Origin of the sequence: Bacteroides intestinalis (assembly GCF_003464595.1) — a bacterium.
GTDB classification, from domain to species: domain Bacteria; phylum Bacteroidota; class Bacteroidia; order Bacteroidales; family Bacteroidaceae; genus Bacteroides; species Bacteroides intestinalis_A.
In genome coordinates, this window is record NZ_QRZF01000006.1 from 356589 (window position 1) to 380075 (window position 23487).

At 42.1% G+C, this 23487-nt stretch carries 14 protein-coding genes; 6 read left to right on the plus strand and 8 right to left on the minus strand.

Annotated elements, in window-relative coordinates; genetic code table 11:
• Nucleotides 1–141: 141 nt before the first annotated feature.
• Nucleotides 142–4197 carry a hybrid sensor histidine kinase/response regulator transcription factor gene (locus DWW10_RS11425; protein ID WP_118421404.1) on the plus strand — a complete coding sequence of 1352 codons (4056 nt, stop codon included), beginning with the start codon at nt 142–144 and terminating at the stop codon, nt 4195–4197.
• 304 nt (nt 4198–4501) lie between these two features.
• On the opposite strand, the gene DWW10_RS11435 is transcribed toward DWW10_RS11425, so the two are convergent.
• The 8 genes from DWW10_RS11435 to DWW10_RS11475 form a co-directional block, all read right to left on the minus strand.
• Nucleotides 4502–5083, minus strand: coding sequence for a DUF4948 family protein (locus DWW10_RS11435; RefSeq protein ID WP_008144980.1), 582 nt, complete (start codon nt 5081–5083; stop codon nt 4502–4504).
• Nucleotides 5084–5089: 6 nt separating this feature from the next.
• Complete coding sequence (locus tag DWW10_RS11440; protein WP_008144979.1) at nt 5090–5830, minus strand: toxin-antitoxin system YwqK family antitoxin; 741 nt, start codon at nt 5828–5830, stop codon at nt 5090–5092.
• Between the two features lie 382 nt (nt 5831–6212).
• The gene (gene erm, locus DWW10_RS11445) at nt 6213–7013 is read right to left on the minus strand and encodes a 23S ribosomal RNA methyltransferase Erm (protein ID WP_117749078.1); all 801 of its coding nucleotides are present in this window, start codon (nt 7011–7013) and stop codon (nt 6213–6215) included.
• A gap of 17 nt (nt 7014–7030) precedes the next feature.
• Entirely contained in the window at nt 7031–7339 is a 309-nt protein-coding gene (locus DWW10_RS11450) for a hypothetical protein (protein WP_229532930.1), read from the minus strand.
• 45 nt (nt 7340–7384) lie between these two features.
• Nucleotides 7385–8122 carry a DUF1266 domain-containing protein gene (locus DWW10_RS11455; RefSeq protein WP_008144975.1) on the minus strand — a complete coding sequence of 246 codons (738 nt, stop codon included), beginning with the start codon at nt 8120–8122 and terminating at the stop codon, nt 7385–7387.
• A gap of 335 nt (nt 8123–8457) precedes the next feature.
• Nucleotides 8458–9825: a MobV family relaxase gene (gene mobV, locus DWW10_RS11460; protein WP_054858168.1), complete on the minus strand. Its 1368-nt coding sequence runs from the start codon at nt 9823–9825 to the stop codon at nt 8458–8460.
• Between the two features lie 585 nt (nt 9826–10410).
• On the minus strand, nt 10411–10803 hold the full coding sequence (locus DWW10_RS11470) for a hypothetical protein (protein ID WP_039848164.1): 393 nt from the start codon (nt 10801–10803) through the stop codon (nt 10411–10413).
• A 17-nt stretch (nt 10804–10820) separates the two neighbouring features.
• Nucleotides 10821–12053, minus strand: a complete 1233-nt coding sequence (locus tag DWW10_RS11475; RefSeq protein ID WP_054856192.1) for a site-specific integrase — start codon at nt 12051–12053, stop codon at nt 10821–10823.
• A 502-nt stretch (nt 12054–12555) separates the two neighbouring features.
• Here DWW10_RS11475 and DWW10_RS11480 point away from each other — a divergent pair.
• The 5 genes from DWW10_RS11480 to DWW10_RS11500 all read left to right on the plus strand — a co-directional run bounded on the left by DWW10_RS11480 (nt 12556) and on the right by DWW10_RS11500 (nt 23438).
• The gene (locus DWW10_RS11480) at nt 12556–15705 is read left to right on the plus strand and encodes a SusC/RagA family TonB-linked outer membrane protein (RefSeq protein WP_022392506.1); all 3150 of its coding nucleotides are present in this window, start codon (nt 12556–12558) and stop codon (nt 15703–15705) included.
• A gap of 12 nt (nt 15706–15717) precedes the next feature.
• On the plus strand, nt 15718–17580 hold the full coding sequence (locus tag DWW10_RS11485) for a RagB/SusD family nutrient uptake outer membrane protein (protein WP_022392505.1): 1863 nt from the start codon (nt 15718–15720) through the stop codon (nt 17578–17580).
• Nucleotides 17581–17610: 30 nt separating this feature from the next.
• Nucleotides 17611–20388: a SusC/RagA family TonB-linked outer membrane protein gene (locus tag DWW10_RS11490; protein WP_118421294.1), complete on the plus strand. Its 2778-nt coding sequence runs from the start codon at nt 17611–17613 to the stop codon at nt 20386–20388.
• A gap of 13 nt (nt 20389–20401) precedes the next feature.
• Nucleotides 20402–22075 carry a RagB/SusD family nutrient uptake outer membrane protein gene (locus tag DWW10_RS11495; protein WP_022392503.1) on the plus strand — a complete coding sequence of 558 codons (1674 nt, stop codon included), beginning with the start codon at nt 20402–20404 and terminating at the stop codon, nt 22073–22075.
• A 133-nt stretch (nt 22076–22208) separates the two neighbouring features.
• Nucleotides 22209–23438, plus strand: a complete 1230-nt coding sequence (locus DWW10_RS11500; RefSeq protein ID WP_022392502.1) for a glycoside hydrolase family 88 protein — start codon at nt 22209–22211, stop codon at nt 23436–23438.
• Nucleotides 23439–23487: the final 49 nt, after the last annotated feature.

Genomic DNA, 23487 nt, shown 5'->3' on the forward strand with positions numbered 1-23487 from the left:
ATTACACAATTTGTGCTACAAAAATGGACGTTATTGGCATAGCTTGAAACTATTAAAACCGAGAAAACTATAATTTTAATAGTTTATTTGCCTTATTTGAATTATTTCTATAGTTTTGCTTTTGAGAAATTAATAATTTATATGAAAAGAACCAAATACTATGTAACACCTGTCTTATTGTTATTTTGCATTAACTTGTATGGACAGTATTTCAAGAAACTGGATATGAAAGATGGACTTTCAAATCTTTCGGTTCTGGCCATCTACCAGGATACTTTGGGGCGTATGTGGTTTGGGACAAATGAGGGGGTTAATATCTATGATGGCGAACGACTTTCTACATATAAATCTTATGAAATCATAGATAATCAACTTCGGAAGAAGAAGTTCATCAATGGAGTAGTCGATCAAATCGTAGGTGACTTTTACGGGGATGTTTTTCTGAAGACAGATGGAGCGCTAATTAAATATGATATTAGAAAAGAACGTTTTAAGGAAATATATCCTACAGGCATAAGTTCCATTGCTGCTTTTGATAATGAAGTCTGGTGTGCTGCCGGTGATTCCTTGTTTAGATATAATGCTGAGGCTGACTCCCTGTCTTTTTATCAGAAGTTAAATACTCCAACAATTTGGTGTATGGCTAAAAGTGGGGATAAAATATGGATTGGAACAGCCAAAGGTTTGTATGTACTGGAAGAAGAAACCGTAAAGTGCCTGTTACCGGAAATCGAGATTTTTAAATTATTTGTAAGTAGCAGAAATGAATTGTGGATTGCTTCCCGCATGAGAGGCTTATATAAGATAGGGCGTGATGGAATTCTGAAAAAAGAAACATCTGCTTCCAATCGTGTAGTAAGTGAACAGATACGTAGTTTTGTGGAGGATGACCAAAATAATGTCTGGTTCGGTACTTTTGATGGATTACAGATGTATAGACCCAGTGCGGATACTTATTGTGTATATCGTCCGAACTTTCATCCTGGTTCGTTATCACATGAATCTGTATTTTCTCTTTATAAGGACAGGCAAGGTACTATCTGGGTTGGCACTTATTATGGAGGTGTGAATTATTTCAATCTGAAAAAGGATTTATTTAAGTATTACGTCTATGCCGAGGCAAACAATAATTGTTTGAATTATCCGATTATAGGGCAAATAATAGAAGATAAGAGGCGTGACCTTTGGATATGTACGGATGGAGGAGGTGTAAATCGGTTCAACCGGAAAACGAATACTTTTACCTATTATACTACTGAGAGTGGTAAGAATTCAATTTTGCATGATAATGTGAAGACTATTACTTATGATGAAAGCCGTGACCAAATATATATAGGTACATATACGGGAGGACTTAGCCTCTATGATAGAGCAACTAATCATTTTCATAATTATTTGGATGACTATAAACGTACCGGAAAAGGTCCTGACCATATTATTTATTATTCACTATTTAAAGATGGCTGGTTGTATGTGACAGCCCGGAATGGCTTCTGGCGTATGCATCCGGATAAAGGGGAATTCCAATTAATCAGCAATAAAGATATTTTTCAGACATTTGAAATTGATTCCCGGGGATATGTTTGGTTAGCTGCCGATTTGGATTTGTATAGATTATCTTTAAGTGATTGGGGCAAGATCGAATCTGTGCACTTTGACACATTAGAAAACCGTAAGGTACGGATTACTAAGATAATGGAAGCTAAGGATGGAACTGTTTACGTTTCGACTATAGGTAATGGAGTGTTTTCATATAACTATGATACAGGGAAGTGGGAACATTACACAGCTGAACAAAATAGTTTGCTAAGTAATTTCTGTTATAATCTGGCTGAATCTCCTCTAAATAATATATTGATAACCAATGATAAAGGAATCTCTATTTATTCACCTTTTAGCCATTCGATGTATTCGGTTGAGTTGGGAGCTATAAAAGGTATGATTTCTGCAGTTGCAGATGGAGGTGGAATTTGTGTAGCGGATGACGACATGGTTTATATCGGTGGGGTAGATGGTGTTATTTCATTTCGTGAGAAAGATTTATATATGAATGATGAGAGTGACACTTCTGAACTTTATTTTGTGAGTCTTTTTGTCAATAATGTCAAGGTGTGTCCGGGAGATACCCAACATGTATTGGAGGAATCATTGCCATTTATACAGCATATCGATTTGTCGTCTTGGCAGAATAATCTGATGGTGGACTTTTCCAGTTCTAACTATATCGAATTAGAAAAAAGTATCTGGTATCAGTATAAATTAGAAGGTTTTGATAAGGATTGGATATCAACAAACCAATTGCGACTGATTTATACAAATCTTGCTCCGGGGAATTACGTATTGAAAGTACGTGAGGCAAAAAATAGATTGGGTGAGGATATGGGAGAGGAAATAGCACTTAACATTGTGATACATTATCCCTGGTATCGTAGTTTTTGGGCTTATCTGGTATATTTCCTGATAGTAGCAGGAATTATATATGTTTTCCTGAGGGTACGAAATGCCCGTAAGGCACTGGCTCTTTCATTAGCCAAAGAAAAGGATGAAAAGGAACGAATAGAAGAAGTGAATAAAATGAAACTTCGTTTCTTTACTAATATATCCCATGAATTCCGTACTCCGTTAACTTTGATCGTTGGGCAGATAGAGATGTTGTTGCAATCAGAAAAGCTTTCACTTTCTGTTTATCGCAGATTACATAGTATTCATAAGAATGCAATGAATCTACGTTTTTTGATTACAGAACTATTGGATTTTAGAAAACAGGAACAGGGATTCATGAAATTGAAAGTAGAGTGTGTTGATATAGTGCCATTTCTGGAAGATGTTTACCGTTCATTTTGGGAACTTGCCCGGAAAAGAAATATAGTATATACGTTTGAACATCCCAATGAGAAGATGGAAGTCTGGTTTGATCCTGTGCAGATGCAGAAAGCAGTGTTTAATCTGTTATCGAATGCTTTTAAATATACATCTGATGGGAAAAGTGTTAAGGTATCAGTCAGGAAGCAGCAGATAATGGAAATAACTGTATCAGATACCGGATGTGGAATCCCCCAGGATGATTTATCCAGAATTTTTGAACGTTTTTATCAAGGGAATGAAAAGCAACAGAGGGGGATTGTTGGAAGTGGCATCGGGCTGGCTCTTACTAAAGGAATAATTGAGGCTCACAGAGGTGATATTACCGTAGAAAGTGTATTGGAAGAAGGAAGTAGCTTTAAAATACAACTGCTTCTGGGCAACAACCATTTTACTAAGGAAGAGTTGGAACATGAGAAAGTAACGGTACCTGCATTGGATTGGGAAGCTATTGTCTACGATGAGGTGGAACCATTACCGGAAGAAGAGTCTGAAGAGAGTGAGATGAATGCAGGGCAGGAGAAAGAAGAATCCGGAAAACCTCGTGTATTGTTGGTAGAAGATGATGAAGGAGTATTGGATATGTTGGAAGGTATTTTTTCATCAAGCTATATTGTATATAAAGCGTCAAACGGACAAATGGGTTTTGAACTGGCTCAACAGTTGCAGCCGGAGCTGGTAGTGAGTGACGTTATGATGCCGGTGATGTCTGGCAAGGAAATGTGCTATAAAATTAAGAATTCTCTGGAATTGGCATATATCCCTGTTGTATTGCTTACAGCACAATCTTCAATAGATTATACGATAGAAGGATATATGTTTGGAGCAGATGATTATATCACAAAACCCTTTAATGTGAAATTACTCTTGGCACGTTGCAATAATCTGCTAAGAAACAGGCGATTGTTGCTGAAAAAGTTGAGTAGGACAGAAGCTATGATCCCCCAGGAGGCCGGTGGCTTTACGGCTGCAGATCAGAAACTGCTGGATACGGCATCAGAAGTCATAAAACGTAATTTTGACAATCCGGACTTTGATATGAATATGCTGGCTTCCGAATTGAATATGGGGCGGAGCAAAATGTTCCTTCGCCTGAAAGAAGTTATGGGGTTAACTCCGAATGAGTTTACAATGAAGCTGAAATTGGAAGAAGCTTTAAGGTTGCTGCAGGAAGAACCACAATATAATATTTCAGAAATCTCGTATCGGTTGGGTTTTACTTCTCCACGTTATTTCAGCCGCTGTTTCAAGTCTTTTTATGGAGTTGCTCCTTTGTCTTATAGAAAAGATTCTCCCCGGGAGGATTCTCAGGCAGAAGAGGATCTTCAGGAATAAAACTTCTCCGACAAAGAATGCTGTTAGTCTTGTCCGATTGAGAGCATTCTTGTCTTTTGGTGAATCATTCATCATGTACAAACTACTATTTTAGATTTTTCTCGGTTTGACTTAACCGATTGAGAAATAAACTTTTAGCGAATTATTTGAGAAATAGAGGTAACGATTTAGCAACTGTGCGAATTTCAGCGTTTTACATTGCTATGCTGTCAAATAACTCTTTCATTTGCAAATATAACATCTTTTTCCGAAAGTACGAACTTTCGGTGACAATTTTATAAAATCGACTTGCGAAAAAAGAAAATTATCGTGAATGGTCTAACTCTATATACCAGCCTTCCTTGACGGGCTTGTATAGCGTAGTGTCATTGTATGTCCTGCGGTAAATTTTGTTCAGGTCGCCGTGTTCGGTGATACGGATGTCACGGCGGCTTCTCAATTCGAGATCGTAAACGAAACTCTTGGATGTTCCCGCATCCACGATGCCGTGGGAGTAGTACAGCATAAATAAGCTCACATATACCGAATCTGCCGTTTCCTGCTCCCTGCGGTCAACAAGGACAAGACCGCATCCAATCTCTGACAACAAGGAGTCGAGTTGTATTCGGTCAGATCTTGATAACCCGTGTACCGGCGTGTCCTGCACTTGGTTCGGTTGGTAGGATATTTGTCCTGCCGAATCAAGGATGAGAATATCGCAGGGAGAGAGCGGTGGATAGTGAAAGCTTCCCTCCGAACTCTCCGCCATGATTTTGCGTATCTTGTCGAATGCCGCCTCGTGCGTGGCGAAGTGGCGTATCATTTCCTCGTCCGTCGGCGGCATGGGTGGCTCGCAGCTTACGACCGATGCAAGCGTTAAAAGTAGTATTATGATAACTATCTTCATCTCTGTTTAAGCCCCACCTTCACCATGCCATGTGCAGGTTTGGGTATTGTTATCATAGTTATGTTCTATCCATTGCCCCGATTTCTCGCCGTCAGTGTATTGTCCCTCGATAGTTATATAGGGTTTGCCGTCCCGTGTCGATTCCACACGATAAGAGCCGTCAAGTTTTCCGTTACGGTAGTGGCGTATTATCCTGCTGCGAAGCGTGCTCGCATCCTCGAAGATTTCCCACTCCTCGCCATCTTTTTTCCCGTCGATATAATGAGATTCAAAAATCTGCTCTCCTGTCTTGCTGTCAAAGCGGCGCTCCCGCCCGCTCTCCACACTCTGCTTATATTCCTTTTCGGCTTCTATTTTGCCGTTACGAAAATAGGTCTTTACAGTTCCGTCTATCTTGCCTTGCTGCATGGGTGTTTCCTTTCGGGGAGTAACGCCGTCTTGGTAATACTCCGTGAATGTGCTGTTACGCTTGCCTTTGGCATATATACCCGATTCACGCAGCACCCCATCACGATAGCGGCGATAATCACCGTTTATCATGCCATCGGAAAATTTAACACACTCCTCGTCAAGTCCTCGTATAATGCGATATTTTCCCCGTAACGGCTGTTTTCTGCCTTTTTTATAATAGACCGTGCGCCGTGAGTTATCTGTTATAGTCTGCAAATCGCTCCATTCTACGATTTGTTGTGCGGAAACCGTGCCACACAATAGTAAAAAGATGTATAGTGCCAATATTCTATTCATTGTATTTTTTGTTTTTCAAGGTTGCGGCTAACACGTGGCTCAATCACCACGAAAAGCGATTGAGCCACACGCCATTATCCGCATAAATCGAACTTGTTAGCCTCTTCACTTCTTCAACAAAGCGAAAAATTCCTCGTATCGCTCGAAAGATTCAAAGAATCCTGCATGCAATGTTATTTGTGTATCATCCGTCAAGAAGATTTCCAATTCTCCTTCTTCATCGTCATATTTAAGATGTTTTATATCCGATATTTTAAATAAAAAAATCACAATGTTTTGTAAATATGAAATATTGTTTTAACTTTCGCATATTTAAGAGTTATGCGGCAGCTTAAAAAACGACAGCAAACCAGAAAAATCATCTTGACAAACCAACTTTGAATTATGAAGGGTGAAACTTTTCGGGGGCAACTTCCAGCATTTCCAAAAAACAGTTTTTCCATTGACTTGGCGACAAACAGACAATTTGGGAGTTAAGGTTTATTCCGAATTTTTCCGAAATTGACCTGACCTGATTTTTTCTGAAAATCGACTTTAAAGCTGTTTTGACAGATAAATCAGGCTTCTGTAACAGACAGGAAATAAAAGCTAAATATTTGACTTTAAGCTCAAAATCAAAAGAAGACTGATTTCTTTTAATGCGTAACAGAGTTGATTTGACAGTTGGTGGTGGCAAGAAACTTTCAGGACTTACCTCATAGACAAGTTTCAAATCAAAAAAAGTATGATAGAAAACAGTATATGGATTATAGAGCTTACTCGAAAACAACTTTTGAGCAGGTTCTAACTGAAGGACAATGGAACCTCCGAGAAAATTTTCAACACTCTCAAACATCAGAATTTTGAATATATCGGAAGTAATTCCATAAGGAATGTTTGACACCACCTTGAAAGGAAACTTGGGAACTGCAAAATTCCTAAAATCACAACCGACAATTTGAACATTGCGGGCATCAGAAAATAATTTTCGTAAATATTCAACCAAAGCTGTGTCGTTTTCAATAGCTACGACAATGTTGGCGATTTTTAATAAATGGACAGTGAGAAATCCCTTGCCTGCCCCAATATCCAAAACCGTATCCTGACTATTTATATTTGCTTGTTTTATTGCATCTTCTATTAGCACTTTATCAATGGTAAAGTGCTGACCCGTGAAACGAACGGGCAATTTCTTTTTTGTCATTAATTACTTCTTACAGGTTAATACTTGTCGGTTTTCTCCCCTTTCTTTATTATAGGATAGGTTACACTATCTGCATCGACAACGATTTTTCCTCCGTTCGCCGCCAAAGCACGGGCAAGATGAACCTTGTTCAATGTTATTACCAAGAGAACGAGTCCTCCGATTATAAAAACAATGGCAGTACTCGTAGGGCCAAGTATTCGGGTACTGCCTATTCTTATACCGAATGGATAAACGAGCGGCACGACAACCATACCGACTGATACAGCCAACATTGTAATGTTATCCTTGATAGGAGAGGCTGGAGCATAATTAAACGTTTTCATAATTCAAAAAAAATGTAGAGTTAATAAATATTTTTTAATAAAGTATCACCATTTTATATAAGTCCAAGGGCTTTTGGTATCTGTCAGTAAATCTTCTGCCAATCCAATCATGTTGGTAGTTCCCATCGACAAAGTACGACCAAGAACATAACTATAAGCATAGTCTTTCCAATTGGTATAAACTTCTTTGGTCATCTCGTAAGCGGCATTGATACACTGCATACATTCTTCTTTTACAATGTACTCTTGCTCAAGGCAAAGTCTGCTGATAAAGTTTAATCTTCCTGCATCCCACGCAAGTACTCCGAGTTTGCCCATTTCTTCTTTGGATACGACAATTCCAGCTTGTTCAATGTCCGGATATTTTTCCTCCATCGTTTCCAACTTTTCCAAACAGTCATTTCGGAAATCGGTGTGTTCTTTCAATTCTTCATTTTCATTAAGCCACTTCCTGCTTATATTACCCCCTCCTTGAAGAAAAGCCGTATAAGCATAGTGAAACATTGTTTGCGAGGGAGCTTGCGACAACCAATTCAAAGTTTCGATGGCACTATCCCTATCCGTTATACCAAAGTATTCACCTAAAATAACTTTACGAACAGAGGGAGTTACGCCAGTTTCGAATGTGTTCAATACACCTTGTTGTTGATATACATACAGATTGCCAAGACTTATCTTGCGTAAATCCGCTTCTGGCAAATGTGAATTTTCATCCACATTCAAACCATCCTGAAAGAAACTCTGCAATTTTGCAAGTCTTCCCCAAAGAGATGTCATGTCCATAGTACTATGTTTGTCTTTCCAGCTCCTTAAGACCTTTTATTATTAAACCACGAAGCGTGGAACTGCAATGCCACGTCTTTGTTGAAGGTCGTAGGAAAAACCTAATGAGCAGATGTAGTAATAGCAGCCCACGCTATAGCGTGAGAACCACTATGCCATCCTTGCTCATTTTGAAAATTTCCTACGTTTTCAACAACAAGATAAGCATAACGCTTCTTTCTTTTCTAATATGTCTTGGACGGAGTTTCCCTAATCCAACCACAAAGGTAGTGAAAAGTTGTGATAATCACTTATGTTGCAATAGATTTATTTGCTCGCTGTATAAAATTGGAGCTTTACAGTTTCATACCCCTGCTTTTCCTTTGCTGCTGTATAGGTTGCCGTATGTTCTGCCTTAACTTCTCGAACTGTTCCTTGAACCACTCGGCAATGGGCTTTCGGTCAATGGCAAGAACCAACCTCGTCCCGTCCGTGGGGTCTTTCAGCACTTGAAACCCAGCCTTTTCGGTCGTGAATTTCCGTCCGTGTTCCTCCGAGTAGAGTTCCCCCGCATACTCCAACGTCTTTCCCTTGACGAGCGTTGCGGTCTGCCTTTCATCGAATCCCACAAGGCGGCACAGGTTTTCGATACGGAGCATTTCACGCAGGTAGGGAAACCATGCCGCCGCCTTTGCGATTACCGTTTTCAGAAACGATATTTCCTGCTTGTGCCTTGTGTCCTTGTCCGCTATCTCCCTGCCGTGCTTTTGCTGCATTTCCCGTATCTCCCGGCTGTGGTCTGCCTGCATGGTCTGTATTCTGTCTTGCAGGGCTTCGATGGTTTCCTCGTGGTCGGCTACCTCCCTATGCAGGGCGGTGTTCTCCCTTTCCAACGTCTTGACCTTGTTACTGCCAAAAAGAGAACCGACACTCTCGGCAATGTTGGCGGCTGCAGCAGTTGCCGCCCCTTTCAGCTTCTCGGTCTGTATCTCTTTTTTCGCCTGCCTTAATTCCTCCTGCGCCGTTTCTTTCTGCTGCTGCAAATCCACCACCTCCGCTTTCAGACTGTCGGCGAGTTTCTGTATATCCCGATAATACTGCTGCGTGGACTTGTGGCGAGCTTTCGAGCCGTCTATGCCCCTTTGCAGCCCGTATTTCGCCATCGCTTCGGCATAGGTATCTTGGTAGGACTTCAATTTCAGCCGTGTCATAATATCGTCTGCGCACAGTCTCACGGTGTCGGTCGGCTTCTTGCGGTATCGCTTCTTCGTCTGCTCCTCCCGTTTCCTGCGCTTTCGCTCTCCCTTGACGATGGGGACGAGTGTGACGTGTATGTGCGGCGTTTCCTCGTCCCTGTGCAAGTGAGCCGCCACGATGTTCTCCTTTCCGAACGTGTCGGCGAAGTATTTCAGATTGTCGGCGCACCACTCGTCCAAACGCCCCTCTTCCTCTATCCGCTTCATGTCCTCGTGCGTTCCCGATACGTTGATGCGGATAGCCCGTACTTGGTTGCTTCCGATTTTGCGTGTCAGCCCAGCTTCTTCTAATCTCTGCTGTATAGCCGCCGAACGGTCTTTCACCCCGTTGGGGTATTCGATGAGCCTGCGGTTTAGGTGCGTGCGTGTGGGGTCGGCGTTCTTCGGTATGATGAAACGCTCGATATGTGCGGTCGTTCCGCTGTCGCTGCCGTGCGCCTTTTCCATGTGTAAAACTACGAAACCCATATATTCCTTTCTTTTCTGGCTTGTGAAACAATAAATCTGACTATCTTTGAGGGCGGCGAAATGCCGTCCCCGATGGGGTGTGCAGAGGGGCTTGCCCCTTGCCTTATTGGGGAATTTTCAGCGATACGTAGTATTGCGGCTCGGAAAATTCCCTAATAAGCTACGGTATTTTCTCCGTAAATACCCTGCGGCGTGCCGTCTGCCTGCCTTTCGGCTATGGCTGTCCCTGCCGTCTGCTTACCCATATAACCCCACCTTATTTTTCCCCTTTCGGTCGGTGGGTGGCGGGGCGGTCGTTTTCGTTTTCAAAGGCTCTTTTGCATGGGGCGGTCGGATACAAGGTTTTCCCGATAAATACACTCGCAGCGAAGCGAGAGGAAGATTTATCGGGAAACGGCGCAGCCGCCCGACCTTTTAGCCGACGGAAAGCCCCGTGCTTGCTTTGCCTTTGTAAACGGAAATGATTGCTCCGCTTTCTTCTGAAAAGAGAAATAGACCCTGCAATATATATCACCATAGTGATAGGTTTGCATGTTGGCATGTTGGCATGCTGGTACGTTTGCATGTTGCTATGTTGGTATATCATCACGCTTTCCAACGGCTGTTGGGCTTGCCGTCCGAAACAACCGACACGAACACCGTCGTTTTTTCTTTTCGCACGTGCATAATCCTTTCCAGCAATGCCTTGCGGACTTTCGCCGCCCCGAACGATTCGACACGGAAAGCGAGGGCGGCTATCGTTTCGAGGTTGTAAACCTCCGCGCTGTATCTGTCCGATATGCGGATAATGCGCTTTATGTCATATATACTCAAAACTCCGCTTTTGCAGAGTGCCTTTATCCCTGCCCGAACCGTCGGGGCGATAACCCCGAACAGTTCGCAGATTTCCCACTCGGTCATGGCGGTTGCACCTATATCGCTCGGCAGGGAGATATTGCCCCGCTCGTCCATCGTGATAATGTTCCTTTCTTCTTTCATCGGTATTCTGCTTTTAATTAGATGGCTCGGCAGATATTCTTCTCCATGTCCTCCAACTTGTGCGACAAGGTTTCCATGTCTTGGCTTATCTTCTGGGCGGTGATTTTGGCGTAAATTTGGGTGGTTTTTATGTTCGTGTGTCCCAAAAGGCGGCTTACGGTTTCGATGGGTACGCCGTGCGACAAAAGCACGGTCGTGGCGTTCGTGTGTCTTGCGACATGATAGGTCAAACGTACCTTGAAGCCACATTGCCTGCCTATCTCTTTGAGTATCTTGTTGCAGCTTCCGTTACTCGGAACGGGGAAAACATGACCGTCCCGAGCCAGTCCCTTGTACTTCTCGATGATACGCTTGGGAACATCCAAAAGGCGGATGTTCGATTCGGTGTTGGTTTTCTTTCTTCGGGTGATTATCCAAAGATTGCCGTCGAAGAAGGTTTGCAGGCGGTCGGCGGTGAGGTTCTTCACGTCCGAATACGCCAGACCCGTGAACACGGAAAAGACGAACAAGTCCCGTACAAGCTCGTGGGTGGCGTTCTTCATCGGTGCGTCCATGAGCGTCTGTATCTCCGTTCGGGTGAGGTAGCCCCTGTCCACGCTTTCGGGAGAGTTGATATATCCGGCAAAGGGATTAAAGGGCAAACGTCCGTCGTTCCTCGCAATGGAAACGATGTGTTTCAACACAATCATGTAGCCCCACACGGTATTGGTACGGCATTTCTTCTCCGTGCGCAAAAAATACTCGAAATCGTTGATGAATGTGAGGTTGAGTTCCTTTAACGGAATATCCTCACGCTTGTAGCTGTGGGGCAGGAACTCCCGAATATGGTTACAGACCGTCCGGTAACGGGTAAATGTACCTTGCGCCCTGCTGTGTCCGACTTTCTTCTCAAACTCGGCGTTGTGCTGCTCAAACAGCTTCAGCAAAGTTTCCTGCTTGACGCCGATACCGAGATAGGCGTCTTTGAGTTTGGCGGCGGTTACATAACCGTCCGTCTGCATCAGTTCTTGATAGCGGCGGTTTACCTCCACACGGATTTTATCTACCGCAAGGTTGATTCTCTGTGCTTCGACGCTCTTGCCCGAAGCACGGCTGTTCTTCACGTCCCACAACCGTGGGGGAACATCCATTTTGCAACTGAACTGTTTAATCTCGCCGTCCACCGTGATACGGCACATCAGAGGCAGGTTGCCGTTCGGCTTCTCGCTGCCTTTCTTCACGTAAAATAATACCTTGAATGTACTACGCATAACTCACTCCTTTTTTGGTTACAAAATTAGTTATTAGTGAGTTACCGACAGCTATGTAAATCGATGCAAAACGCAGAAACAGAACCGTTTAGCAAGAAATCTGCACCCGTTACGGGAGTAACGAGGTGGTAACTGAACTTCTGCACCGTTTGGCTTCGAGGTGGTATTTCGTTGGCTCTGTCCCATAGAAAAACAAAGCGTAACGAACGCTCTATCAGCTAATTCGCTACGCTCTGCCCAAATTTACTTTTTCGCTATGTGTTTATTTTAATTCGTACCGGTCTTTTAAGAATCCTCGGTTAGGTTGCTATGGGTGAAATCTGTCCGAAATGGGGCACATTTTGTCTGCAAAACAATTTGTGCCACTCTATATGACTCAATGGTCAGGTGCTTGTCTTGTAGATTCCATTCATTTGCACTGTTTTAGTAAGTGTATATGCGATACTAAAATATTGACCATGGTTATTCCTTATTTAATAATGTTATGTAAAATCACTTTTTTATGAAAAACAAATTGTGGATTTTTATTTTTGCTTTCTTGGCCATATGTCCCGGCAAGAGCTTAGGAGACGAAAAACGTTCCGAAGCTGTGGCTGTAACACAACAAGACAAGGAAAGAGTAGTAACGGGAGAGGTCTTTGATGACCAAGGCCCGATTATTGGTGCTACTGTCAGGGTGAAAGGTACCCAGAATGGTAAGATTACGGATTTAGATGGTAAGTTTACCTTAAGTGTTCCGATTGGTGCTACCATTGTGGTGTCCTTTGTGGGGTACGAAGACAAGGAAATTGTCTATAAAGGTGAGAGCAAGCTGAAGATTTCAATGGCTGAAAGTGCTACGCTGTTAGAGGAAGTACAGGTTATTGCCTATGGTACTACGAAGAAAGTAACCGTTACCGGTGCTTTATCCTCAGTGAAATCAGATGAAATTATGAAATCTCCGGTAGGAAGTATTGCCAATGCATTGAGTGGTAAGGTTCCCGGATTATCCAGTGTACAGAGTAGCGGTCAGCCGGGAGCTGATGATGCAACGCTGTATGTGCGTGGTGTAGGTTCCTTGTCTACCGGTTTGTCCGCTCCATTATGTCTGGTCGATGGAGTGGAACGTTCGTTCACCCAATTAGACCCCAATGAAGTGGAAGATATTACCGTATTGAAAGATGCTTCTGCTACAGCCGTGTTTGGTGTGCGTGGTGCCAATGGCGTTATCCTGGTGACAACGAAGCGCGGACAATCCGGTAAAGCTAAAATAACTTTCTCCACCAGTGCCGGTCTTCAGATGCCTACCAATATTCCGGAGTTTGCTAACAGTTACGACTATGCAATGACATATAATGCTGCCCAACTGCGTGACGGTGTTGCTGAAGACAAACTGATATTTACAGATGCAATGCTGGAAGGTTTCCGTACACATAGTAACCCGATTCTTTATGCCGATACGGACTGGACGGATTTACTGATTAAAAATTCCGCACTGCAGACACAACATAATATGACAATTTCCGGTGGTTCCGACCGGGTACGTTATTTTGCTTCCTTAGGTGTATTTACCCAAAAGGGACTTTTTGAGACTTTCCATGAAAATGATCGTGGTTTTAGCTATAACCGCTATAACTATCGTATCAATATGGATATAGATGTGACGAAAACCACCTCTATGAAGATCAATCTGGGAGGACGTCTTACTGACAAGACGGAGCCTAACTATAACAACGGTACTTATACTGATATCTCTTATTTGTATGACAACATTTACAGTGCCGTACCTTTTTCGGGAGCTGGAATTGTGGATGGTAAATGGATTTCCGTCAATAAATCGGTATTTGGCAATTTCGGTGTTATTAATGATGGACTGAATACATATTACGGTAAAGGGTACACCACTACAGGCGGAAATGTGATTAACTTCGACTTTTCTCTGGAACAGAAACTTGATGTTCTCACAAAAGGCTTAAAAGCACATATTAAAGGAGCTTATAATAGTGGTGTGACTGATAAACGACGCCGTGAAGGAAAAGCCGACCAATATGAGGCCTACCTTACAGAAAGTGGCGAGACTTTGATAAGAAAGATACAAGAAGCACAGACTATGGGTTGGACACAGGAGGCCGGACAGTCCCGTGACTGGTATCTTGAAGCAGCTTTGAATTTCCAAAGAGATTTTGGATTACATCATGTCTCTGCTCTGGCTATGTACAATCAAACAATGAAATATTATCCCAGCAAAAATACAGGTATTCCCCGTAGTTACGTAGGCTTTGTGGGACGTGCCACTTATGATTACAAAACTCGTTATCTATTAGACCTTAGTATTGGTTATAATGGTTCGGAGAACTTTGCAGAAGGGAAGCGTTTCGGTACATTCCCTGCCGGTTCAGTCGGTTGGATTATCTCTGAAGAGAAGTTTATGGAGCCACTGAAACCTTATGTCAGTTACTTGAAACTACGTGCATCTTATGGTATTGTAGGTAATGATATCGTTTCTGATGGATCACGTTTCCTTTATTTGCCCGATAGTTATATCATCAGTACAGCGGGAGGTAATAATACTACAGGCATTTATAGTTTCGGTTCTACTACCAATAATTTTCTTCCGGGTGCCAAAGAGTCGAAGGTTGGAAATCCGGATGTAACTTGGGAGACTGCTGCAAAACAGAATTATGGTGTTGATTTGCATTTCTTCGATAGCCATCTGAAAACTTCTTTCGATTACTTCATCGAGCATCGTAAAGACATTTTAATTTCCCGTCAGGTAAACCCTGGTTATCTGGCAATTTCTCTACCTATTGTAAATATGGGTAAAGTGGACAATAAAGGTTTTGAGGTAACTGCACGTTGGGAAGATGCAATCAGGGATTTTAGTTATTACATCGGTACCAGTTGGTCCTATGCCAAGAATAAAGTTATTTTCAAAGATGAAATTCCCCAGCCTTATGAATGGATGTGTGAAACCGGACGTCCGGTTGGGCAACAATTCGGCTATGTAAATGACGGCTTCTTTACGGAAGAGGATGCTGCTAATTATGAATCTTTGAAAGGAAAAGAAAATGGCATTCCCGATCATGGTTCCGGTTTCTCACCCATAGCCGGAGATGTGAAGTATAAAGACCTGAACAAGGACGGTAAGATTGATGCAAATGATATATCGGCTATTGGTTATCCTACCTATCCACTTCTAAATGGTAATATGCAGTTAGGCTTTTCCTGGAAAGGCTTTGACCTGAGTATGACGTGGGCAGGTGCATTCCAGACTTCCCGTCTTGTAAGTCGTATCTATCGTACTCCATTTGGAGAAACGGGCACAAATTCACTTCTTCAATATATGATTGATGATGCTTGGACAGCTGAAAAAGGGAATAGTGCAAAAGCGCCTGCCATTTCTTTGAGTGGTAGTAAAACCAATAACTATAAAGACTCGGATTTATGGTTGCGTGATGCTTCCTATATTCGTCTGAAGAACATTGAGGTAGGTTATTCTTTCCCCAAAGCTATGTTACAGAAATTCCGTATCAGTTCTTTGCGCCTCTCTCTCTCCGGATATAATCTGTTGACATTTAGTGATCTGGACTTCTGTGACCCTGAATCTAATCCGGATGGACGCGCCTATCCGTTGATTAAAGTCGTGAATTTTGGTTTAAAAATAGGATTTTAATAAACAGTTATTATGAAAAATATAAGAAAGCATTTTCACGTTATATTATTGGCCTTAGGTCTATTTGTGACAATGGCGTGTGAGGATTTGGCTTTCGGGGATAAATTCCTGCAGAAGCCGCCCAGTACGGATGTTACGATTGACACCGTATTTTCTACGGCAGAGTATGCTCGTCGCGTATTGTCGTATAGCTATCAATATTTGCCTTATGGTTTGGAAACCAGTGGCTATTATACTACCATGTGGTTGGGAACTATTGAAGGACTCACCGACTTGAATTGCGATAATGTAGGATACTCCGGTGTTCAGCGTGTTTATTATTCTGGTAGTTATAATTCCTCTGTCGAGAATGCCCCCAGAGCAACTTACATGACTACTAAGATTCGTTTTAATGAAAGCGAGACTCACATGTGGTCGGCAATTCGCCATGCATGGATACTTTATAATAATGTAGACCGTGTGCCTGATATGACCCAAACTGAGAAAGAGCGTCTGAAAGCAGAAGCCAAAATGCTTGTTGCTATCTATTATGCACACATGTTGCGCCATTATGGTGGACTCCCCATTGTAGATAAGGTGATTGCAGCCGATGACGAAATGCCTAAACGTGCAACCCTGCAGGAAACGGTTGATTTTATCATAGGACTTCTGAATGATGTCATAGCTTGTCAGGACTTTCCATGGAGAATTTCGGATGAAGATATGGCACAGTGGGACGGTCGTTTGACCAAAGCTGGCGCTTACGGATTGAAAGCGAGAGTCTTATTGTTTGTGGCAAGCCCATTGCTAAACAGCGATCAGCCTTATGCTGCCGGGGAGGCTTCGGAACAGCACATGACCTGGTTTGGTAATTACGACCGCGAACGGTGGAAAAAGGCTGTAGATGCTTGTGAGGCTTTCTTTAATGCCCTCGGCCAGAATGGCTTTTATCGTTTGGTACAAAAAAATGATGTTTCACCTGGTGAATATCGTTATGCTTTCCGCAAAGCTTACTTTGACCGTGGGACTACCGAAACACTGATTTCTGTACATCGGAATATCTATTCGGCAAGTTTAAGTGCCGGACAGTTAGTGTTGTGGAATGCCATCCGTTGGGGAGGCTATTGCCCCACTAAAGAATACTTCGATATGTTCCCGATGGCTGATGGCTCAGATTTTGACTGGAACAATCCTGAACATACTGCAAACCCATTCGTGAACCGTGACCCTCGTTTAAACGAAACCTTTATATTGGATGGCGATATTTATCAGGGAAGAACAGTTGAATTAACTCAGGAGTATCCCAGTGATAAAACCAATTATCCGAAAGGGAAAGACTGGGGACAAGGAGCCATGCATAGTTTAAGTCTGAAAACCGGATTGGCTTGCCGTAAATGGGGATTGGATCGTGGTAATGAACTTAGCGGACATGTTATCCAGTGGCCACATCTGCGTATTGCAGAACTTTATCTGAGTTATGCAGAAGCTTTGAATGAATATAATGGCGGTCCTAACAGCCAGGCATATCAATGCGTAAATGAAGTACGTGCACGTGTAGGCTTGGGTGGCTTGAAAACAGGAATGACGCAAGAGCAATTCCGTGAAGCTGTTCTTCGTGAGCGTGCTTGTGAGTTTGGTTACGAAGAAGTACGTTTCTTCGACCTCATCCGTTGGAAAATGGAAGATAAGTTCAAGACACCTTTACATGGGCTGAATGTATATAAGAATAAAGGGGATGGTACGTATATTTGCGAACCTTTCTCTCTGGCTGAAACAGATAGAAACCGTGCCTGGTGGAATGCCGGTGGATTCTCTTCTATCTGGTACTTTAGTGCCTTCCCGCAGGACGAGGTGAATAAGGGATACGGATTGATACAGAATCCGGGTTGGGAATAATGTTTCTGGAACTTAGAAATGAAAAATATTATGAATAAAAAGATCAATATATTTTTGGCTGGCGTACTGTGTTCACTTGGCGTAATGGCTCAGGAAGACACACTGACAGTCCGTCAGAATAATGAGGTGGTAGAAATGGGACGTACTATTACCATGGATGCAAGAGAGATGACCGGTGCAGTTTCTGTTACAACGAATCTCTCACATAAGAACAGCATAAAACCATCTAACCAGTTATTTGGTACGCTTCCCGGATTGCAGGTTTTGCAAAATGCCGGTACGGTTTGGGAGAATGGCGCAACGCTGTATATACGTGGAAATAGTTCTTTGAATTCCAATAGTCCGTTGGTGCTGGTGGATGGTTTTGAACGTTCGATTGACGAATTGAGTTCTGAAGAAATAGAATCAGTCAGCGTTTTAAAGGATGCTGTGGCTACCAGTTTGTATGGCATAAGGGGCGCAAACGGTGTTATTCTTGTGAAAACAAAACGAGGATCGGTAGGTGCACCTAAGATCACTTTCTCTTATGAATTTAATATGGCTTCTCCTAAGCGCTTGCCTAAATTTGCTGACGGGTATACATATGCCATGGCATTGAATGAGGCGATGGAGAATGATGGCTTGGCTCCCCGCTATTCGAATACAGAACTGGATGCATTCAAGAATCAGACTTATCCGGGTGTTTATCCGAATGTGGATTGGTTGGATGAATCTTTGAGAGATATGAGTTACGGTGATAATGTGAATTTCACAGCACAAGGAGGAAGTCAGTTTGTACGTTACTATACGATGCTGAACTTCCTGGATAATAGAGGTCTATTGAAACCGACATCAGATAACGATGGTTATTCTACACAGTTGAAATATTCAAGACTGAACGTCCGTACAAATCTGGATATCACGGTAAGTCCAACGACTACTGTACAGTTAAATTTATTGGGTAATTTCACGGAACATAATCGTCCGGGCGAGAGCACGGGTAATATCTTCAATGCCTTATTCCAGGTACCTTCAGGTGCATTCCCTGTAAAGACAGACAGGGGAATATGGGGTGGTACAACTAATTATTCCAATAATCCGGTCGCCCTTATTTCCGGTAGAGGGTATGCGCGTTCTCAAACGCGTGCCATGTATGCGGATGTGAACATGAAGCAGGATTTGTCTGCTATACTTCCCGGTTGGTCGGCAGGTTTTAAGGTAGGTATAGATAATACCGCTTCATATTGGGACAATAATACTAAAGAATTTGGTTATGAGTCTGCATCTGTTGATTTTGCAACCGGTGAGAATATCTATACAACTCTTCGTAATGAAGGAACTTTGGGTTTCTCGAAGAGTGTAGGTTCGGTTGCCACTCATTTTAATCTGGAGTTTTATACCAATTATATCAAACAATGGAATAAACATAGTTTAAATGCAACTTTGCTGTACTCCATGGATAAGGCAAAAACAAAAAGTCAGAACTCCGGACGTGCATTTATGGATATAGTGGGTAGTGCACACTATACTTATAATAACCGTTATCTGGTTGATTTCTCATTATCAGGTTCTGCTTCCAGTATACTTGATCCGGATGATCGTTGGGGAATTTTCCCTGCGATAGGTGCAGGTTGGATTTTGTCTGAGGAGAATTTTATGAAGAGAGATTGGCTGAATCTTTTAAAGGTCAGAGCTTCTTATGGTATTTCCGGTCGTGCCGATTATGGTGTAAATCTGTTCCAGAATATTTATGGCAGTGGAAATTCTTACTATTTCCAGAATGCCACTAATGTGCCTTCTTCCTCATCCGGCATGAAATTTACTCAGTTGGGAATTGATGGGCTGACTTATGAGAAATCCCATAAACTGAATGTAGGTATCGACTTTAGAGCTTGGAATAAGTTGACGATGACCTTGGATGCATTCTACGATCACCGTACAGATATTCTGGTGAGTAGTGGTGGTTCTGTTTCCCAGATATTCGGTATGTCTGTGCCTCAGATCAACAATGGTGTTGTCGACAATAAAGGTATTGAAGCTTCTTTGGCGTGGGATGATAATATCGGTAACTTTAAATATCATCTGGGTGGACAGTTCACCTTTACCCGCAATAAAATTAAAAATCAGAATGAAGAGTATCGCCCGTATGATTATCTCAAACGCACAGGAAGTTCTATGAACCAAATTTTCGGTTATGAAGTGATAGGGATCTATAAATCTCAGGATGAAATAGACAATCGCGGTGTGGAGCAATTGTTAGGTGATGTACGTCCGGGCGATCTGATGTTTAAGGATCAAAACGGTGACAATAAAATCGATGCCTATGACCAGGTACCTTTAGGCTATAATGCAACTTGTCCTGAAATCTATTATTCATTTGATTTAGGATTGGAGTACAAAGGTTTTGGAGTTTATGCACTGTTTCAAGGTGTAGGTAATTATAGTAAAGTATTGAATACGGCAAGTGTTTACCGCCCGATTGTCAACAACAATACAATCTCTACTTATTATTGGGAAAACCGTTGGAGCGAATCGAATCCTAACGGAACTTTGCCTCGCCTGACTTATTCCGGATCGGATAATAATTACAATACTAACTCTATGTGGGTGTCCGATGCTTCTTTTTTGAAGTTGAGAACTTTGGAGCTGTACTATAACTTCCCGACGAAGTTGTTGAAGAAGACTGGTTTCCTGGCTGGTGTGAAAGTTTTTGCTCGTGGACATGACTTATTCTGTCTGGATGGAATTGATCTTCGTGACCCGGAATCCATCGGTACAGAGCATCCTACTATGACTCAATATGCATTCGGATTTAATCTATCTTTCTAAAAAAATGAATGTTATGAAACTAAAGAAATTATTTGCGATATTTATCTCTGTCAGTTTGTTGGCATCCTGTGATTTTATGGATTGCAATGAATCGGATTACTACTCTTTGAAAGAAATTCAGGGAAGCTATAATCGCGTTAAGCAATTTGTAACAGATGTTTATGGCTATCTGCCTTCGAACTTTTGTAATATCGATGGTGCCATGCTGGATGCTGCCACAGATGATGCGGTTCATATTTATGAATCATCTAATATAAAGCGTTTTGTGAATGGTACCTGGTCGCCTAATTATACGGTTGATGATCAATTTGCCAATTATTATAATGGTATCCATGACGCCAACTTCTATTTGGAAAACCTGACGGGGTTGAAATTTGAAACATGGGAAAATACCAACGATTATGATAACTGGATGATCACTTATCCTAACTTTGAATATGAAGTTCGCTTTCTGCGTGCCTATTTCTACTTTGAATTGGTCAGACGTTATCAAAATGTACCTCTGATAACTAAGGTTGTCACTCAGGCTGAAGCCAATGCGGCAGAACCTGCTTCGGCAGAACAGATCTTCAATTTTATTATTTCGGAATGCACGGAACTGTCTACACTTCTACCTGTAGATTATACCAAAATGCCTGGTAGCGAGTATGGACGTGCAACACGAGGTGCGGCTTTGGCATTAAAGGCACGTGCCGCTTTGTATGCTGCCAGTCCGTTATTTAATTCCGGCAATAATAAAAGTAAGTGGGTGACTGCTGCAGAAGCTGCTTATGAAATTATTGGGCAGAGTTCTGCATTAGGTTATAAGCTGGATGCCAGTTTCTCAAATCTGTTTGGTGCTACTAATACGGCAAGTAATGAAGTGATCTTGGTACGTCCTACAGGAACAAGTACCAGTTTTGAAGCAGCCAACTTTCCTATGGGTGTAACAGGTGGTAAAACAACTACCTGCCCGACGGAAAATCTGGCAAGTGCATTTGAAATGGCAACAGGTGAGGAGTTTGACTGGAATAATGAAGCAATGAGTCAGAATCCTTATACAGGCAGAGATCCCCGTTTCTATTTGACGATTGTGCATAATGGCATGACATGGCCGGCTAAGAATGCAGTGGAAATTCATGAAGGCGGTGCCAATGGTTTGCCTTTAACGAATGCTACTTCCACCGGTTATTATCTGCGTAAGTATGTAAATAACAGCATCAGTTTTGAAGCTGGTTCTTCCTCTGCTGCAACTCATCACAACTGGGTGTTATTTCGCTATGCTGAAGTTCTGTTGAACTATGCAGAGGCCATGGTGAACGCTTATGGTGATATTAACTATACTACGGATAAATGTGGTATGACTGCCTTGGCAGCAGTGAATGCGGTTCGTGGCAGAACGGGTGTGAATATGCCGGCATTATCAGATATTCTATCTTCTGATGAGTTCCTGAAACGCGTGAAACATGAGCGTAGAGTAGAACTCGCCTTTGAAGGACATCGTTTTTGGGATCTCCGTCGTTGGAAAGAATTGGCTGAATCCAAAGATGTTTATGGAGTGAAAATAACAAAGAGCAATGATGAGGTAAGTTATAAGAAGTTTACGTTGGAGTCCAGAAAGATAAGTGATAAATTGTATTTCTATCCGATATCAAATACGGAGCTCTTTAAAAATAGTAATCTGAAACAGAATCCTGGCTGGGAATAATAAAGTTCATATAAGAAAGGTCATGCCGGTTCTGTAATACAGGTATTGGCCTTTCTTATATAAATTCTTATTTGATTGGATTTTATAGATTGATTAATATGAAATCATTAATTGAATATATAAAATATATAGAATGAAAGTATTTTACGTTTTGTGCATATCGGTATTAGTGTTGATAGCATGTAGTGGAGGAGAAGATACGAGCATCGTAGAACAAGGTTTTACCAGGGCGGAACAACAACTGTACAATCAGTTGAAGGCTGTGCCTGAAGCTACCGAATATCCTCGTACGATAGGTAAAGACGGGAAACTGAAGGTAACTCGTAAAAATGACTGGACGGAAGGTTTTTATCCCGGTTGTCTGTGGTATGTATATGAATATACCAACAAAGAAGATTGGAAAAAAGCTGCAATAAAGTGGACGGAGTCGCTTGAACCCCTGAAGAAAATGACCAATCATCATGATATTGGTTTCTTGATGTATTGCAGTTTCGGGAATGCATATCGTTTAACCGGAAATGAGGCTTATAAAGATGTATTAGTCGAATCTGCCCGTTCGTTGTGTACTCGTTTCAATGAGAAAACAGGTTGTATTAAATCATGGAATTATCGGAAATCCTGGAATGGCAAGGATGAATGGTTTTATCCGGTCATTATCGACAATATGATGAATCTGGAATTGCTGTACTTTGCTACGAAAGTGACAGGAGATTCTGTTTACGCAAAAGTGGCTAATCGTCATGCTGAGACGACAGCTAAGAACCAGTTCCGTGAAGATTATAGCAATTATCACGTTGTGAATTATGATGCCGAAACCGGTGAAGTTTTAAATCAAGCCACTTGCCAGGGCTTTTCAGACAACTCGGCTTGGGCTCGTGGACAGGCATGGGCTATCTATGGTTATACAATGGCTTATCGTGAAACTCACCGGCAAGATTTTCTCGACATGGCAGTTCATACAGCCGATTTCTGGCTGAATCATCCGAATTTGCCGGAAGATGGCATCCCTTATTGGGATTTTAATGCAGGACAAGAAGGCTATGTGCCTGATTGGAATTATGATCCGGAAATCTTTAAGGTAGTACCACGTGATGCTTCGGCTGCTGCTATTGCTGCTTCCGCTTTTTTAGAATTATCAGGTTATGTAACGGACGGTAAGAAGTATAGTGCTGCTGCGGCACATATCTTAAAGTCTCTTTCATCTCCTGCCTATCTGGCCGAACCTGGCACGAATTGCAATTTTATACTGATGCATAGCGTTGGAAGTATTCCTCATGGTGAAGAAATAGATGTTCCTCTTATCTATGCAGATTATTACTATTTAGAAGCCTTGATGAGATACAAGAATATGCAGAAAAAATGAAAAATGTTCTTTTGTGCGAAAGAAAAAGGCTAAATTTGTAAGTAATTTG

Bases quoted from the DNA above. Each gene is read 5' to 3' on its own strand.
- DWW10_RS11425 (WP_118421404.1), top strand. From the start codon at position 142: ATGAAAAGAACCAAATACTATGTAACACCTGTCTTATTGTTATTTTGC.
- DWW10_RS11435 (WP_008144980.1), bottom strand. From the start codon at position 5,083: ATGAAGATAGTTATCATAATACTACTTTTAACGCTTGCATCGGTCGTA.
- DWW10_RS11440 (WP_008144979.1), bottom strand. From the start codon at position 5,830: ATGAATAGAATATTGGCACTATACATCTTTTTACTATTGTGTGGCACG.
- erm (WP_117749078.1), bottom strand. From the start codon at position 7,013: ATGACAAAAAAGAAATTGCCCGTTCGTTTCACGGGTCAGCACTTTACC.
- DWW10_RS11450 (WP_229532930.1), bottom strand. From the start codon at position 7,339: ATGAAAACGTTTAATTATGCTCCAGCCTCTCCTATCAAGGATAACATT.
- DWW10_RS11455 (WP_008144975.1), bottom strand. From the start codon at position 8,122: ATGGACATGACATCTCTTTGGGGAAGACTTGCAAAATTGCAGAGTTTC.
- mobV (WP_054858168.1), bottom strand. From the start codon at position 9,825: ATGGGTTTCGTAGTTTTACACATGGAAAAGGCGCACGGCAGCGACAGC.
- DWW10_RS11470 (WP_039848164.1), bottom strand. From the start codon at position 10,803: ATGAAAGAAGAAAGGAACATTATCACGATGGACGAGCGGGGCAATATC.
- DWW10_RS11475 (WP_054856192.1), bottom strand. From the start codon at position 12,053: ATGCGTAGTACATTCAAGGTATTATTTTACGTGAAGAAAGGCAGCGAG.
- DWW10_RS11480 (WP_022392506.1), top strand. From the start codon at position 12,556: ATGAAAAACAAATTGTGGATTTTTATTTTTGCTTTCTTGGCCATATGT.
- DWW10_RS11485 (WP_022392505.1), top strand. From the start codon at position 15,718: ATGAAAAATATAAGAAAGCATTTTCACGTTATATTATTGGCCTTAGGT.
- DWW10_RS11490 (WP_118421294.1), top strand. From the start codon at position 17,611: ATGAATAAAAAGATCAATATATTTTTGGCTGGCGTACTGTGTTCACTT.
- DWW10_RS11495 (WP_022392503.1), top strand. From the start codon at position 20,402: ATGAAACTAAAGAAATTATTTGCGATATTTATCTCTGTCAGTTTGTTG.
- DWW10_RS11500 (WP_022392502.1), top strand. From the start codon at position 22,209: ATGAAAGTATTTTACGTTTTGTGCATATCGGTATTAGTGTTGATAGCA.